Below are 15,207 nucleotides of genomic sequence, written 5' to 3'. Positions count from 1 at the left end.
ATGGGGTCTGCCGGGAGAACCGAGATTCCCGGCAGCCCCCCTCCTGAATTGGGTGATCTGGTGCGGGCCGAGGATAGGCTCTCGTTCGCTTATTTTGAGCACTGTGTTATCACTCGCGAGGACAATGCCATCGCGATTACCAGAGATACCGGGACTATACGGCTGCCTGCCGCCAATCTAGGTGTGCTCATGCTGGGTCCCGGCACCACCGTCAGTCATCAGGCCATGGTGGTCATCGGCGACAACGGTGCTAGCGTGGTATGGGTGGGGGAGCGCGGTGTGAGGATGTACGCGTTCGGCCGTCCTCTGACGCATTCGGCTGCCCTTCTACAAAGGCAGGCGGCTTTGGTCTCCAACACCCGTAAGCGTTTGGCTGTGGCGAGGGCCATGTATCAGATGCGCTTCCTTAACGAAGATGTCAGCTCTTGTACCATGCAGCAGCTGCGTGGGCGTGAAGGCGCCCGAGTTCGACAGGTCTATCGTCACTGGTCGGAACTGACCGGCGTAGCTTGGGATAAGCGAACCTATGATCATGAGGATTTCGATGCCGGCAACGAGATCAACAAGGCCCTGTCGGCTGCTCATACGTGCTTGTACGGAATCGCTCACTCGGTGATCGTGGCGCTTGGGTGTTCACCGGGCTTGGGATTCGTCCATGTCGGCCATGAGCGCTCCTTTGTCTATGATGTGGCTGATCTGTACAAGGCCGAGATATCGATTCCTGTAGCTTTCAAGACTGCTGCAAAGCAGCCCGACGACATCGGATCAGCCACCCGGCATGCCATGCGTGATGCTGTCTATGACCTCTCGCTCATGCGACGGATGGCTCGCGATATTCCACGACTGCTTGGAGCCCCTGTTTCTTCCTCTTCTGATGAAGAGGGCGGGACCTTGGAGCTCTGGGATGAGAAGGTCGGCGCGGTTCCAGCTGGGAGATCCTATGCAGATGAAGAGGAGGGGATGAGCTGATGGTGGTCGTTGTTTTGACGGCATGCCCACTGGGCCTGCGCGGGGATTTGACCCGATGGCTCCTAGAGATAGCCTCTGGAGTTTTCGTCGGCCACATCACCGCTAGGGTCCGGGACCGGCTTTGGGAACGCATCACAGGGCAGATCCGAACCGGAAAGGCCATCATGGTCTATTCTGCCCGCAATGAGCAGCATCTGAGTTTCAAGGTGCATCGCTCAGATTGGAACCCGGTAGACTGTGAAGGATTGACTCTTATGGAGAGGCCTACGGATGGCGGCGATGGCAGATCTGCGGGTGGTGGAAACCGATACCGCCGGACTGGTTGGAGCAATGCCAGCAAGTACAGACGAGCGGCGAGGTTCCGGCGCTCGCGATCCAGCTGAGTCCAAGCGGGGCTCACTTTTCAGATGAGTTTTGCCGATGAGTGCCAGGTACTGATTACTGGGCCAGTGCATTGATAAGGATCTCAGTGTAGATGGTCTGAATCGCAGTGGCTGAGACGGGGAATGGAAGGGGCTCGAAATGCAAACTCATTAAAAATCAGAGATCTAGTCTATTGTATTGTTGGGATTGCAAGGATTTCTAAGTGTGCTCCCCGCATCCGCGGGGATGATCCCTCCTTATCACCGGTTTGCGGATAGAGGATGACGTGCTCCCCGCATCCGCGGGGATGATCCCAGTTCGAAATCAGGCCTGCATAGGGTGAGTGTGTGCTCCCCGCATCCGCGGGGATGATCCCTGCGGTCACATCAGCATTGGACTCTACGTTTAGTGCTCCCCGCATCCGCGGGGATGATCCCCCCCTTTACGCGAGTGTCCTCGGCTTGTGCAAGTGCTCCCCGCATCCGCGGGGATGATCCCAGCATGGCCGTGCCGGTCATGGCCTGGATCGGGTGCTCCCCGCATCCGCGGGGATGATCCCCCGATACCGCCGGTCCGACCCACTGCCGTCCCGTGCTCCCCGCATCCGCGGGGATGATCCGGACAAGGCTGATGCGGCCAGGATACTGCAGGAGTGCTCCCCGCATCCGCGGGGATGATCCTGCCGACTGCGCGTAAGGATCCTGCACCACATGGTGCTCCCCGCATCCGCGGGGATGATCCTCCACGTCCCCATACTCCATGGCCGACGCGGTGGTGCTCCCCGCATCCGCGGGGATGATCCCTGGTAGCCGGGGATGGTGCTGCCGTTTACCGGGTGCTCCCCGCATCCGCGGGGATGATCCCCAGTTATCCGGTGCCTTATCATAGGGGAGCTGGTGCTCCCCGCATCCGCGGGGATGATCCCTACTTCTTGCAAGACCAATTGCTCGGTTAATAGTGCTCCCCGCATCCGCGGGGATGATCCTTCCGGCCCGCCGATAACGTTGCTCAGCTCCTGGTGCTCCCCGCATCCGCGGGGATGATCCCGCACAGTGACCAGCCGGTCCGTGGGCATCATCGTGCTCCCCGCATCCGCGGGGATGATCCCGTGGAGGAGATACCCGAGCAATCCGAGGAGGAGTGCTCCCCGCATCCGCGGGGATGATCCTGATGAGCTGAACACTCGAGGCTCTGGGCTGTGGTGCTCCCCGCATCCGCGGGGATGATCCCCCGGTGTAACTCAGACTGTACGTTATCTAAGGGTGCTCCCCGCATCCGCGGGGATGATCCCTTGAGGACGATGAAGGCAAGGCATACGAGGAAGTGCTCCCCGCATCCGCGGGGATGATCCTGGGCCTCTTCACCCCAGAAAATGTTTACATCCGTGCTCCCCGCATCCGCGGGGATGATCCCGGTCTGCTTATGCACGTCATAGTAGTCGGCAAGTGCTCCCCGCATCCGCGGGGATGATCCCGCTCTCCGGCATTTTGTTGCTCGCATGCCAGAGTGCTCCCCGCATCCGCGGGGATGATCCGCGCAGGCACATGCCCCTTATCCAAGGGAATGTGTGCTCCCCGCATCCGCGGGGATGATCCTGCCACCTTGCTCGGCCATAGTAAGTAGCTGCTGGTGCTCCCCGCATCCGCGGGGATGATCCTCAGTTCGCGCTGACCCGTCAGGCCAAGGCTGGGTGCTCCCCGCATCCGCGGGGATGATCCTCCTCGAGGGCGCATGGTATGACGACTGACGCAGTGCTCCCCGCATCCGCGGGGATGATCCCCACCTTTGTCAAACGACAAACCCGGTAGGTAGGTGCTCCCCGCATCCGCGGGGATGATCCGCCACAGGCGCCCGACGATCTGCATATCGCCACGTGCTCCCCGCATCCGCGGGGATGATCCGCCAGATAGCCAAGCTGACATGGAACCCATTCCGTGCTCCCCGCATCCGCGGGGATGATCCTGGTTGCGCCAATACCCATGGTCTGGTAATTAGGTGCTCCCCGCATCCGCGGGGATGATCCCCGATGGCGACGACGACACCAACGATGAGGACAGTGCTCCCCGCATCCGCGGGGATGATCCCTGGTGTGTTCACTGGTAGAGGGTTGGCCGGTGGTGCTCCCCGCATCCGCGGGGATGATCCTGGTTGCGCCAATACCCATGGTCTGGTAATTAGGTGCTCCCCGCATCCGCGGGGATGATCCTGGCTTGCTCGAGATTCCCGGCAGTGGGATCGAGTGCTCCCCGCATCCGCGGGGATGATCCTACGGATTGAATAGACTTGATGAAGCGCTGACAGTGCTCCCCGCATCCGCGGGGATGATCCCGACCGTACAGCCTTGGCGATTGTCCATGGGCGGTGCTCCCCGCATCCGCGGGGATGATCCCGGCTGCCATGGGTGGCTTGCCGTCCAGTCCTCGTGCTCCCCGCATCCGCGGGGATGATCCCGTCATGGGCGCCCGGGAACTCATCAATGAAGTGTGCTCCCCGCATCCGCGGGGATGATCCCGGTCTCATGGCTGTTCACGCGAATTACATGGAGTGCTCCCCGCATCCGCGGGGATGATCCCATATCCGGTGTTATCACCTCGATAGGTACCGGGTGCTCCCCGCATCCGCGGGGATGATCCGGGACGGTGGCAGAAGCGAAGCGCCGAGCTGTGGTGCTCCCCGCATCCGCGGGGATGATCCGCGCCCAATACAACATGGCCCATGTGACGACCAGTGCTCCCCGCATCCGCGGGGATGATCCTGATACAGACACTGGCAAAGACAGGCGGATAGCGTGCTCCCCGCATCCGCGGGGATGATCCCGGTTGAGATCATACCATGGGTACCATTTGTGAGTGCTCCCCGCATCCGCGGGGATGACCCCGTCCCGGGAGCGTTGTCAAGCTCGCACGGGGAGTGCTCCCCGCATCCGCGGGGATGATCCCGGAAAGAGCTCCCCCCTTCGAAGCAGAGTCTGGTGCTCCCCGCATCCGCGGGGATGATCCCTCAGGCTTGATGCTTCTGATCCGCATTTTCCCGTGCTCCCCGCATCCGCGGGGATGATCCGGACTATGAGTAAAGGACACCAAAGACCATGAGGTGCTCCCCGCATCCGCGGGGATGATCCTCGGCTCTGCGCTGGGCATCGGCCTGAATTTGGGTGCTCCCCGCATCCGCGGGGATGATCCTTGTATCCGGTATTCGAGATGGCTTATCTCACTGTGCTCCCCGCATCCGCGGGGATGATCCCCCATCGGCATCAACCTGTGGAAGACCGGCATGGTGCTCCCCGCATCCGCGGGGATGATCCTACAGATCAAACAACCGGCCATCAGCCATCACAGTGCTCCCCGCATCCGCGGGGATGATCCTTGCCAAGAGCGTCCGTAATCTCATCGCAGCCTGTGCTCCCCGCATCCGCGGGGATGATCCTCTGGTTCGGTGTCAGCCCTGAACGACCTACCAGTGCTCCCCGCATCCGCGGGGATGATCCCGTCCACTACACATAACCTCTTCCTTTCTATCCGTGCTCCCCGCATCCGCGGGGATGATCCCAAACCCAAACCGCGAGCGCGCCAACCAGGACAGTGCTCCCCGCATCCGCGGGGATGATCCGTACTGCAGGGACTGGATGGGTCTGAAAATGGTGTGCTCCCCGCATCCGCGGGGATGATCCTTGGCACACAAGCCGTAGGTTGTCTATTGACCAGTGCTCCCCGCATCCGCGGGGATGATCCTGAAAACGACGGGCTTATCGTCTCCATGCTGCCGTGCTCCCCGCATCCGCGGGGATGATCCTTTGCTGGATATTACTTCGGATAAGATTGTTGAGTGCTCCCCGCATCCGCGGGGATGATCCGGACCTTTGTGGCGGCGACGGGTCGGGTGAGACGTGCTCCCTGCATCCGCGGGGATGGTCCCCGGGAGGACCTGCGCATCGGCTGGCGGTACGTGTGCTCCCCGCGTCCGCGGGGATGATACTTATGGCGGCCGGTTTCTCCTTCACTGCAGGGTGTGCTCCTCGCGTCCGCGGGGATGATCCTTCCGCTCGTTCCGACCGTCTGGGACGGTCTTCGTGCTCCCCGCATCCGCGGGGATGATCCGGTAGACACGGCTGCGTCGCTGGGCCACTCCGTGTGCTCCCCGCATCCGCGGGGATGATCCCATAGCCAACGCGCTCCCCAATGAAATAAACCCGTGCTCCCCGCATCCGCGGGGATGATCCTTGTTCTACACCGGCAACGTAATTGTTCTACCCGTGCTCCCCGCGTCCGCGGGGATGATCCTGGTCGTTTTAAGACTCTTGAAGCGGCCGAAAAGTGCTCCCCGCATCCGCGGGGATTATCCTCACGAAGAGGGGACGCGCCAATGCCTGATAAAGTGCTCCCCGCATCCGCGGGGATGATCCCTGACTGGTGGCTATGGTGCCAGTGCCATTGGTGTGCTCCCCGCATCCGCGGGGATGATTCTGTGACCACCACCGGGGCTGATATCGTCGTCGCGTGCTTCCCGCATCCGCGGGGATGATCCGGCGTGAAAGGCGACAAGGGCGACAAGGGCGAGGTGCTCCCCGCATCCGCGGGGATGATCCCCTTCAGGCGACGGATGGAAACGATTCAGGGTCGTGCTCCCCGCGTCCGCGGGGATGATCGTTGTGTATAGGTCGTGAAACTGTGGACCTATACGTGCTCCCCGCATCCGCGGGGATGATCCCCTGTAGTCCCCGTCGGAGAACAGCGGGTCGCTGTGCTCCCCGCATCCGCGGGGATGATCCTACCTTGTGGCGACCACTCTATGAGCTGTACACGTGCTCCCCGCATCCGCTGGGATGATCCGTTGGCTGGCTGGCTTTAGCCATTGTCCCTAGTGTGCTCCCCGCATCTGCGGGGATGATCCGGGCATGCGGGTGAACCCGTCGCCCTCCAGGACGTGCTCCCCGCATCCGCGGGGATGATCCTGTGGCCGCCAAAAACAGTATTCGGGTGAGTGAGTGCTCCCCGTATCCGCGGGGATGATCCCTGGTTTTACGAGTCGCTGCCTACCTATCCCATGTGCTCCTCGCATCCGCGGGGATGATCCTGACTCGAAGGCTGCCAAGGCCGGAGCCGACCAGTGCTTCCTGCGTCCGCGAGGATGATCCCAAGCAGTGGACCATGGCTTCTTAAGAGTATACAAATACTATCGGTGTTCCCAGCATCTGCAGGAATGATTCCACAGGCTATCTGATGGATGCCCTGCAGGTTCACAAATATGAGAGGAGACGAATGACTATGGATGAGGATTTCATGAGAAAAATGGCATCCAAGGATAAGGCCTGCACCACTACTCATGATCATATTCCTGATGACCGGATCAACAGTCACGCGTCATGCTATCCCATCACTGATGATATGGATGAGACCGAACGCCGGGTCTGGGATTCGCTGGATGATGAGGACAGGAAAATGATCCAGTCGGATCGGACATACTATGGGACGAACTATGGTGCTGGCTTCGGTGGCAATAGCAAGGTGAGTTTCTACGATGTGCTCGGCATTAGGCAGTTCGCCTGACTCATTCCGGGGCTCGTATATGTTGTTGCAATCAGTAAAGGGATCGCTATAGGAGCGTCGGGGAGAATCCATGACCGCTTCATAGTTCGAACATGAGTGTTTGATTCTCCTTCAGCCCCAGCAATCGCATTGGTGCGCCCTGATTGAAGGTTGCTTCTGCCTTCAAGGCATCCATTGCCGCTTAGCAGATGACTAGCGGGGTGTTTGAACACGGATTGTCATGGTTTTCAGATGCGCATGATTGGTTGGGCAGAAGACGCGGCCCGGGTGTTCCTGGGTGCGGATGCGCCTACCGGTATAAGCTTGTAGGCGATGTGTCCACGAGTAGCGGACTTGGAGGTGTGGTCGCCGATGGAGCAATTCGACGATGCGGATGGCGCGGAACCCGGCAGAAGCGATTCAGCTGGTTCCACAGCCGTACCATTGCACCCGGATGAGGCGACTGCGGTGAATAAGGTTTCGGCTCATCCTGAGGCGACTATTCCGGATTCGGAATACTCGTTGGCTGAGATCGAGCAGCGCCGTGCCCGCCCGGTCCGCTGGGTCGTCTTCGCGCTGGCGGTCCTCCTGGCCATTGTCATTCCTTATGGATATGGCCGCTCGCTGGCCATCAACCACACCCAGGGCGTGCTCCACTATGCCTCGGTCCTGGACCCGCGCGGCATAGCGCTGATCGCCTGGACGGTGACCGTGCTGACCTTTATGGGCATCGGCATGTCCATCATCGAGTCGTCCTCCTGGTTCTGGCGGGTGGTGTTTGTGCTGGGCCTGGCCGCCGAACAGCTGATTGCCGGCCTCTGCCTGCTCAAGATGAACTTCTGGTACAGCACGTTCGTCGTCTACCAGCATCAGGCCATCCTGGCCAACGCGGCCAATCTGGGCATCATCGCGGCCGGGCTGGGCGTAGCGGTCTTTGCGGTCGTTTTCGTCGCCATCCTGGTATGCGTACGCAAGGATTCCCCCTGGAACACGCTGACCCACAGCTGGTCGGCTCTCTCATTATTCTTCATCATCGAGCTGGCGGCCATCGCCATCGTCCTCTTCGGAGGCCTCATCACTGCGGTTTGAATCATAGGATTGCTGAATTTACTAGAATGTGCTGCGCGATGGGTGTCAGTAACTGGCCAGTTGTGGTTTTGGGTTGATCCCTGTCTGCACACTGTCAAGAGGTGCGAACGTAAGACCAAAGCGCAATTGACCTCGGGGGTTGGGGCCGATGGATATAGGCTTTACTCCGCTAATTCCCGATTTAGGCGCTTGGCTATCGAACCACCGTAGAAGATATCTATGAGGGGTAGGTCCATGCAGGTTATAAGCAGAGCTAAGAATGGCCAGCTCAGGTAGGTATGGACCCATTCGGGAAGGGTGAAGAAATCAATGATGAACATGAGCGGCAGCAGAACGAATGCGGTGTAGCCGAGGACGTGGATGGTGTAGGGGATAGTGGTTCCGGTGATGTATCGCATGCCGATCCAGTAGTTGTCAAGGGCGGTTTGGAGTTCGCGGCTGCTGGCCGGGGTCATATGGTGTTGGGGGAATTGCCGGTGTGTGGCCCAGGCCCATGTGCCGATGCCTATGGCGAGGCCCAGGACGCAGCTGACGATCGCCGAGGTCCGTGGGGGCATGCCCAGGAGGACATCGCCTCCCTGAAGGGGACGGTGCGGTCTGGAGCGGTGCCATGCGCGGGCTATGTTGAAGGCGGCCAGGAGGATGCTGACGATCAGTACGATGGTGTATATGGGGACAGAGTAGTGTCGTCTGTTGTATTCCCTGGCTTCCGGGGTCCGGTAGAGCATGGGGGCCTTGACGGGCTGGTTGCGGACGCGGTCCCAGTAGACGCGGGTGAACCGGTCGGGCAGGAAGCCGATGGCTTCGTAGCGCCACCATGCGGGGCGGCTGGCGCGCCAGTGCAGCGTCGGCCGTGTCCGGTGGCGGACCGGGTCCTCCCGCCGGTGGTCGCGGGCGAGGGCGCGGACCTGGCGGGCGCGTAGGAGCCTGGTGACGGGGTTGTCGGGTCCCTTCCAAGCCAGAAGGCTGACCTGGTCCTGGGTGAAGATGACCAGGTCGGGGTCGGGGGCGTGCCCGACGCCGGTCTCGGGCAGGGGGGCGTCGCCGCCGGGGACCACGCCGGGTCCGCAGGCAACGCCGCCCACGGAGCAGATTCTGCCCGCATACCATGGACCGGATGACTCGGTGGCCTGTTCGGGTGGCTGCACGTACTGGCCGACCAGACGAACCACCAGCCCATCCTTTCCCAGCCCGTCAAACCATCCGGTGCCTCTGTAGGCCCCGGATACGGTGGCGGGCCCGTCGGCCAGGACGACCAGCGATCCCAGGGGCAGGACCTGCCCGGGCCGGGGGCGGCCGATCCTGCCGCGCCGCCTCCACACATGCCCTTGGAAGGTCTGCAGGCACAGGCCCCGCGCCAGAAGGTAGGGTGCCAGGACACGGTCCATCAGCCGCCTCGACCTCCACGCATTGAACGACACCACCGCAAGCAACCAGACCAGCAACACCGGAGCGCCTAATAGGACATCCATCAATAGGTACAGCATCGGTATGCACCCCCTAATATCATTCCTGGTTTCAGTCCGAGCCGCGCACATGGCAATGCAGGAGACAGCAGGAAAGCTACCATAGATTGTCCTTAATGTGGCCCCGCAGGTCATCTCCGTTCCCGCGATTGACGGAATCGTCGTAAACAGCGTTGCCGGCTGCTGCACCGAGATATCCTACGACTAAACCAATTCCAGCTCCCACAATCGTACCTAGTCCAGGGGCGATTGAGCCTACAATTGCTCCAGCGGCGGCTCCTGCTGCAGCACCTGCAAAACCACCAGAGGCAGTGATCAGGCCATGAGCTACAGCATCTTGGGTAGCTGCCTGTTCTCCGTAGGCTTCCTTGCGTGCATAGTATGTGCCTACGGAATCAGCAATGCCGCCGACTATGGAGCCGAAGGCACCAACTTTTGTAGCCGTGCCGGCAGCCTTGCCGGCAGCTTGAACTAAACTCCCCGTGGTTTTGGTTGCCGGTGCAACCAGGTTTCCCCCCTCAATAAGCCCGCCAACTATCGGTCCCAGCCAGTCGCCCGCCAACTCATCCCCAATGAGGCCTGCTGTCTTCAACCCCTCAATAAGGGCAGGATCGGCTTTCATGAGTTCAGCGATGCCGCTCAATGATTCAAAACCGCCAGAAAGAAAATCGCCGACTGTGAAAGAGTGGTTCAATGTATTGAGTTGCATAGCCTTGGCGGTTGCTTCATCAATGCATCCATCAAGGTCGTTTTTGGTTGTCTTGGCAGCGTCCTTATATTGTTCCCTAACCCAGCTGACTTCACCCTTCAACCGCTTGATTTCGGCCTTGTCGTCAGCAACGAGCCCTTGGTATTGAGTTATGCTCTCGTTTGTCGCATCAATGACATCAAGCAGACGATTGGTCTCCCGCGACATGCTATCCCCGTTGGTTTGCCTGACCCTTTTCAGGTTGTCGCTGTTTGTTTGCAACGTCTGTTTCGCTTGGTCGAGTTTCTTCTGATTCTGCGCGATTGAGTCGCGAAGGTTCATTGCCTTTCGGCAATCTTCGTATGCGGTATCTTGGCTCGCGTCAACTGCAGACCCCCAGCTTCTTAATGCTTGATCGATGTCCGCGCAGACATCCGAAAGGCGTCCGGCAAACTGTGCCACCTGAGAAAGAGACTGCTGGAGCTGTTTCGCTGAATCGCCTTTGAAATCAGGTGCCTTTCCGCAAGCGCTGGTAATGGAGTGACTCACTTCCTTGCAACGGTCACCGTTCTCGGCAAACTGTGAGGCCAGTCTGTCAATTGTGTTCTTCCCTCCTGGTACAGGGTTCTTTGATAGGCCAAGAGCCGACCAATCCAAATCTGAAGCGCTCATGATGTCGTATCCTTAAATAGTGTCATCCCCGTCGATGCAAATACTAAAAGTTGTGATTTTTTTATTTGCGTTTTTTGATTGCGATGCTCAGCTTGTCATCGACATTGCTTGTCTGCATGGTTACCGACTTAATGAACTGATTAAGAACGTGAACAGATTGCTGAAGGTTCAACAAACGCTGTTTTAGGTTGTCATTGACCCGATTCGTGCTGTCGGCTACTGAGTCGTCCCCTAATCCGTTTTCACCCTGAGCGCTATCGACGTCAATCTTGTGTACTTCGGACTCCCAGTTTTCGTCGGCCTGGTTCAAGGTTCTGCTCATGTCGCCAAGCTGGCCGTAATCCACGGAAAAGTCCACCATGGTCTTCTCCTGTTCCTTTTATCGAGTTTGTCCTATGTGGCCGGTAACTGACTCAGAGATGAAGATGGGGGTAGTCGGTTGATTTGGTGACTTCATCAAATGTTCGTTCATAGGATTGTTCCTCGGCGTTGATATATCCCATGAACACTATTTCCGTGACGTCTGGACGGTTGAAGAAAATGGTCTTGGCCGGATCGGTCATGCCATACGGGAATTGTACGGCACCATAGTCAAAGTAACCTGTTGTTCCATTCATGACTGTCAACGGTGCGCGGGCGATGATAACCAGCAGGGTACCCGGGTCTCTTCCGGTTTTCACCACGGATCCCAAAGGAAGAATGGTGTCTTCTGTTTTGATGGAGTTCTGCTCGGATCGTTTCATTAGGTGCCCCTCTTTTCTTTGATGGATGAATGAAGTTGCATTCCTTCAACTTCTCTAACAACCTACAATGGTACTACACGGTAAATCACAGTCGGTTCGTGCAACATAGTGCGACATTTTCGCACATCGGAGTGAGATGGCTGATTCCTCATTGGCGCTAATCCAATTTTCGCCGTGCTCTCCTTCATTTTGTTGATTCCGTCATTGTTCATTTGGTCCGCAAAATGTGTATAATTGACTTTTGGCGTGTTTCGCCCGCGGATCGAGAGCGCTTCAGCATAGGGCTGGTGCACCGCGTAACGGAAGAATGCAAGAGGAGGAGCCGTGGCTCTTACGAGTGAGCAGAAGCAGGCAATCGTCAAGGAATACGCGACCCACGAGGGCGACACCGGTTCCCCCGAGGTCCAGGTGGCTCTGCTGAGCAAGCGCATCTCCGACCTGACCGAGCACCTCAAGCAGCACCAGCACGACCACCATTCGCGTCGTGGCCTGCTGCTCATGGTCGGCCATCGTCGCCGGTTGCTGGATTACCTCAAGAAGGTGGATATCAACCGCTACCGTTCCCTGGTGGAGCGTCTTGGACTGCGCCACTGATATGCATGCTTTCGCCCGGGCCTAGCGCTCGGGCGCTTTTGCATGACTGAACCAGGCACTGTCGATCCCGGGACGGGATTGTAGAAGATGGTGCCGGACTGAAAAGCAAGGCTGGTCCGCAAGGCATGAAGATAGCCGGACATGGGGTTCGGCAGGACCAGACCGAAGTAGAAGGATATCCGGCAGTAAGTTGATGCCGAGCATCCTGACATCAGGTAGTAAACAAGCAGTAAACAAAGGAGGAACCCTATGGAGGGTCCCGAAATCACGGCTGTAGAAGCCACGATCGATAACGGATCATATGGCAAGCGCACGGTGCGCTTCGAGACGGGTCGTCTCGCCCAGCAGGCGGATGGGGCAGTAGCCGCCTATCTTGATGACGATTCCATGGTGCTGTCCACCACCACCGCTGGATCCAGCCCCAAGGAGAACTACGACTTCTTCCCGCTGACCGTCGATGTGGAAGAGAAGATGTACGCCGCGGGCAAGATCCCCGGCTCCTTCTTCCGCCGCGAGGGTCGGCCCTCCAACGAAGCCATCCTGGCCTGCCGGCTGATTGACCGTCCCCTGCGTCCCCTCTTCCCGCACACCCTGCGCAACGAGGTCCAGGTTGTGGAGACCATCCTGGCTGTCAATCCTGAGGATGCCTACGACGTGCTGGCCCTGAACGCGGCCTCCGCCTCCACCCTGATCTCCGGTCTGCCCTTCGAGGGCCCGGTCTCGGGTCTGCGCCTGGCCCTGATCGATGGCCAGTGGGTGGCCTTCCCCCGTTGGAGCGAGCGCGAGCGTGCCGTCTTCGAGCTGGTCGTGGCCGGTCGTGTGGTCGAGGGCGGTGACGTCGCCATCGCCATGATCGAGGCAGGCGCCGGCAAGAACGCCTGGAGCCTTATTTATGACGAGGGCCAGATCAAGCCCGACGAAGAGGTGGTCGCCCAGGGTCTTGAGGCCGCCAAGCCCTTCATCAAGGTTCTGTGCGAGGCCCAGAGCGAGCTCAAGGCCAAGGCCGCCAAGCCCACCAAGGACTTCCAGCTCTTCCCCGAGTACACCGACGAGCTCTACGCGCGCATCGACCAGGTGGCTCATGCCGACCTGGACCAGGCCCTGTCCATCGCGGAGAAGCTGCCCCGCCAGGAGCGCATCCACGAGATCAAGGAGAAGGTCCGCGAGGCTCTGGCTGACGAGTTCACCGACATGGACGAGGCCGAGAAGGACAAGGAACTGGGCAACGCCTTCAAGGAGCTCCAGCGCCAGATTGTCCGTCGCCGCATCCTGACCCAGGACTACCGCATCGACGGCCGTGGCCTGCGCGACATCCGCACCCTGTCCGCCGAGGTGGACGTGGTGCCCCGCGTGCACGGCTCCGCCCTCTTCCAGCGCGGCGAGACCCAGGTGCTGGGTGTCACCACCCTGAACATGCTGAAGATGGAGCAGACCATCGACGCCCTGTCCGGCCCCACCACCAAGCGTTACATGCACAACTACGAGATGCCGCCCTATTCGACCGGCGAGACCGGCCGCGTGGGTTCGCCCAAGCGCCGCGAGGTGGGCCATGGCAACCTGGCCGAGCGTGCTCTGATCCCGGTTCTGCCCAGCCGTGAGGAGTTCCCCTACGCCATCCGTCAGGTCTCCGAGGCCATCGGTTCCAACGGGTCCACCTCCATGGGCTCCGTCTGTGCCTCCACCCTGTCCCTGCTTGCTGCCGGCGTGCCCCTGAAGGCACCTGTGGCGGGCATTGCCATGGGTCTGGTCACAGGCGAGGTCGACGGTCGGCCCACCTACAAGACCCTGACCGACATTCTGGGCGCCGAGGATGCCTTCGGCGACATGGACTTCAAGGTGGCCGGCACCTCCGAGTTCATCACCTCCCTGCAGCTGGACACCAAGCTTGACGGCATTCCCGCCGACATCCTGGCCGCCGCCCTGCAGCAGGCCAAGGAAGCCCGGGCCACCATCCTGGACGTTATCAACGAGTGCATCGACGGACCTGCCGAGATGAGCCCCTATGCGCCGCGCATCATCACCACCAAGGTCCCTGTCGACAAGATCGGCGAGGTCATCGGCCCCAAGGGCAAGATGATCAACCAGATCCAGGAGGACACCGGCGCCGATGTCTCCATTGAGGACGACGGCACGGTCTACATCGCCTCCGAGGGCGGCGAGGCTGCGGCCAAGGCCAAGGAGGTCATCGACCAGATCGCCAACCCGCACGTGCCAGAGGCGGGGGAGACCTTCAATGGCAAGGTGGTCAAGATCACCAGCTTCGGCGCCTTCGTCAACCTGACCCCCGGCACCGACGGACTTCTGCACATCTCGCAGATCCGCAACCTGGCCAACGGCGAGCGCATCGACTCCGTGGAGGACGTCCTCAAGGAGGGCGACACCGTCGAGGTCATCGTCCAGGGTGTGGACGACCGAGGCAAGATCTCCCTGGCCATCCCCGGCTTCGAGGACCAAGAGTCCGCAGGAGGTCGCGATCGCGGAGGCCGTGGTGACCGTCGGGACCGTGGCGGTGATCGTCGTGAGCGCAGCGGTCGTGGTGACCGTGATCGTCGCGATCGCCGCAGCCGTTCCTCCGAACGCGAGGATCGGTATGAGGCCCCGCGTCGCTCCCGTTCCGATCGTGATGACCGCTACTACGACGACGAGGACCAGGAGGACCGTCCCCGGCACCGTCGCCAGAGCCGCGACCGCGACTTTGAGGATGGCGGTGACTGGTTCGAGGACGAGGACCGTGGCTCCCGTCGTGATCGGCGTCGGGTCTCCCGCGACGATGACGAGGATCGTGGCGGCCGTGGTCGTGGCGAGCGTCGTGGCCGTAGCAGCCGTGCCGAGCGTGATGACCGCAGTGATCGTGGCGGTCATCATGAGCGTCGCTCTTCTGGACGTGGCGGTTACCGTGGTCGCAGGGAGAACCCGCGCTATGCCGCCGACGAGCACTATGACGAGTACCGGGCCGACCGGGAGGAGCGCTCCGAACGCCCCCGTCGCCGCGTGCGCAGGGACTTCGATCCCTTCGACAGTGAGGACTGATTCCCACTGATGCCGGATGTTGATTGATTCGGTATTTTCCGACAGGACCCCGTTCCAATGGGCGGGGT

General features: G+C 60.2%; 10 protein-coding genes and 1 CRISPR repeat array. Of the genes, 6 read left to right on the top strand and 4 right to left on the bottom strand.

Going from position 1 to position 15,207, the window contains the following annotated elements; translation table 11 throughout:
- The 4 genes from cas1e (at position 1) to JF70_RS06890 (ending at position 7,946) form a co-directional block, all read left to right on the top strand.
- On the top strand, positions 1 to 969 hold the full coding sequence (gene cas1e / locus JF70_RS06900; RefSeq protein WP_082069449.1) for a type I-E CRISPR-associated endonuclease Cas1e: 969 nt from the start codon (positions 1 to 3) through the stop codon (positions 967 to 969).
- Complete coding sequence (gene cas2e / locus JF70_RS08830) at positions 969 to 1,352, top strand: type I-E CRISPR-associated endoribonuclease Cas2e (RefSeq protein ID WP_082069448.1); 384 nt, start codon at positions 969 to 971, stop codon at positions 1,350 to 1,352. The genes cas1e and cas2e overlap by 1 nt, the downstream gene beginning before the upstream one ends.
- 205 nt (positions 1,353 to 1,557) lie before the next feature.
- Positions 1,558 to 6,466: direct repeats of the CRISPR family, unit length 28 nt; unit sequence GTGCTCCCCGCATCCGCGGGGATGATCC.
- A gap of 124 nt (positions 6,467 to 6,590) precedes the next feature.
- The gene (locus JF70_RS08825) at positions 6,591 to 6,878 is read left to right on the top strand and encodes a hypothetical protein (RefSeq protein WP_231578882.1); all 288 of its coding nucleotides are present in this window, start codon (positions 6,591 to 6,593) and stop codon (positions 6,876 to 6,878) included.
- 351 nt (positions 6,879 to 7,229) lie between these two features.
- Positions 7,230 to 7,946: a hypothetical protein gene (locus JF70_RS06890; protein WP_156149633.1), complete on the top strand. Its 717-nt coding sequence runs from the start codon at positions 7,230 to 7,232 to the stop codon at positions 7,944 to 7,946.
- A 161-nt stretch (positions 7,947 to 8,107) separates the two neighbouring features.
- Here the strand turns inward: JF70_RS06890 and JF70_RS06885 are convergent, their stop codons facing one another.
- From JF70_RS06885 to JF70_RS06870, 4 genes are all read right to left on the bottom strand, one after another.
- Complete coding sequence (locus JF70_RS06885) at positions 8,108 to 9,334, bottom strand: hypothetical protein (protein ID WP_045935759.1); 1,227 nt, start codon at positions 9,332 to 9,334, stop codon at positions 8,108 to 8,110.
- A gap of 175 nt (positions 9,335 to 9,509) precedes the next feature.
- The gene (locus JF70_RS06880) at positions 9,510 to 10,772 is read right to left on the bottom strand and encodes a hypothetical protein (protein ID WP_045935758.1); all 1,263 of its coding nucleotides are present in this window, start codon (positions 10,770 to 10,772) and stop codon (positions 9,510 to 9,512) included.
- A 61-nt stretch (positions 10,773 to 10,833) separates the two neighbouring features.
- Positions 10,834 to 11,133, bottom strand: a complete 300-nt coding sequence (locus JF70_RS06875; protein ID WP_045935757.1) for a hypothetical protein — start codon at positions 11,131 to 11,133, stop codon at positions 10,834 to 10,836.
- A 52-nt stretch (positions 11,134 to 11,185) separates the two neighbouring features.
- Positions 11,186 to 11,515, bottom strand: a complete 330-nt coding sequence (locus tag JF70_RS06870; RefSeq protein ID WP_045935756.1) for a DUF4176 domain-containing protein — start codon at positions 11,513 to 11,515, stop codon at positions 11,186 to 11,188.
- A gap of 324 nt (positions 11,516 to 11,839) precedes the next feature.
- Between JF70_RS06870 and rpsO the strand changes: the two genes are divergently transcribed.
- Together rpsO and JF70_RS06860 are read left to right on the top strand one after the other, a co-directional pair.
- Positions 11,840 to 12,109, top strand: a complete 270-nt coding sequence (rpsO, locus tag JF70_RS06865; protein WP_024626835.1) for a 30S ribosomal protein S15 — start codon at positions 11,840 to 11,842, stop codon at positions 12,107 to 12,109.
- A 249-nt stretch (positions 12,110 to 12,358) separates the two neighbouring features.
- Complete coding sequence (locus tag JF70_RS06860; RefSeq protein ID WP_045935755.1) at positions 12,359 to 15,139, top strand: polyribonucleotide nucleotidyltransferase; 2,781 nt, start codon at positions 12,359 to 12,361, stop codon at positions 15,137 to 15,139.
- Positions 15,140 to 15,207 lie beyond the last annotated feature (68 nt).

Origin of the sequence: Bifidobacterium mellis (assembly GCF_000967265.1) — a bacterium.
Lineage (GTDB): Bacteria > Actinomycetota > Actinomycetes > Actinomycetales > Bifidobacteriaceae > Bombiscardovia > Bombiscardovia mellis.
The sequence above is the reverse complement of the archived record's forward strand: the minus strand, read 5'-3'. Positions and strand labels throughout refer to the sequence as shown.

Coding starts and splice junctions, on each gene's coding strand:
- cas1e (WP_082069449.1), top strand. CDS start 1: ATGGGGTCTGCCGGGAGAACCGAGATTCCCGGCAGCCCCCCTCCTGAA.
- cas2e (WP_082069448.1), top strand. CDS start 969: ATGGTGGTCGTTGTTTTGACGGCATGCCCACTGGGCCTGCGCGGGGAT.
- JF70_RS08825 (WP_231578882.1), top strand. CDS start 6,591: ATGACTATGGATGAGGATTTCATGAGAAAAATGGCATCCAAGGATAAG.
- JF70_RS06890 (WP_156149633.1), top strand. CDS start 7,230: ATGGAGCAATTCGACGATGCGGATGGCGCGGAACCCGGCAGAAGCGAT.
- JF70_RS06885 (WP_045935759.1), bottom strand. CDS start 9,334: ATGGACCGTGTCCTGGCACCCTACCTTCTGGCGCGGGGCCTGTGCCTG.
- JF70_RS06880 (WP_045935758.1), bottom strand. CDS start 10,772: ATGAGCGCTTCAGATTTGGATTGGTCGGCTCTTGGCCTATCAAAGAAC.
- JF70_RS06875 (WP_045935757.1), bottom strand. CDS start 11,133: ATGGTGGACTTTTCCGTGGATTACGGCCAGCTTGGCGACATGAGCAGA.
- JF70_RS06870 (WP_045935756.1), bottom strand. CDS start 11,515: ATGAAACGATCCGAGCAGAACTCCATCAAAACAGAAGACACCATTCTT.
- JF70_RS06860 (WP_045935755.1), top strand. CDS start 12,359: ATGGAGGGTCCCGAAATCACGGCTGTAGAAGCCACGATCGATAACGGA.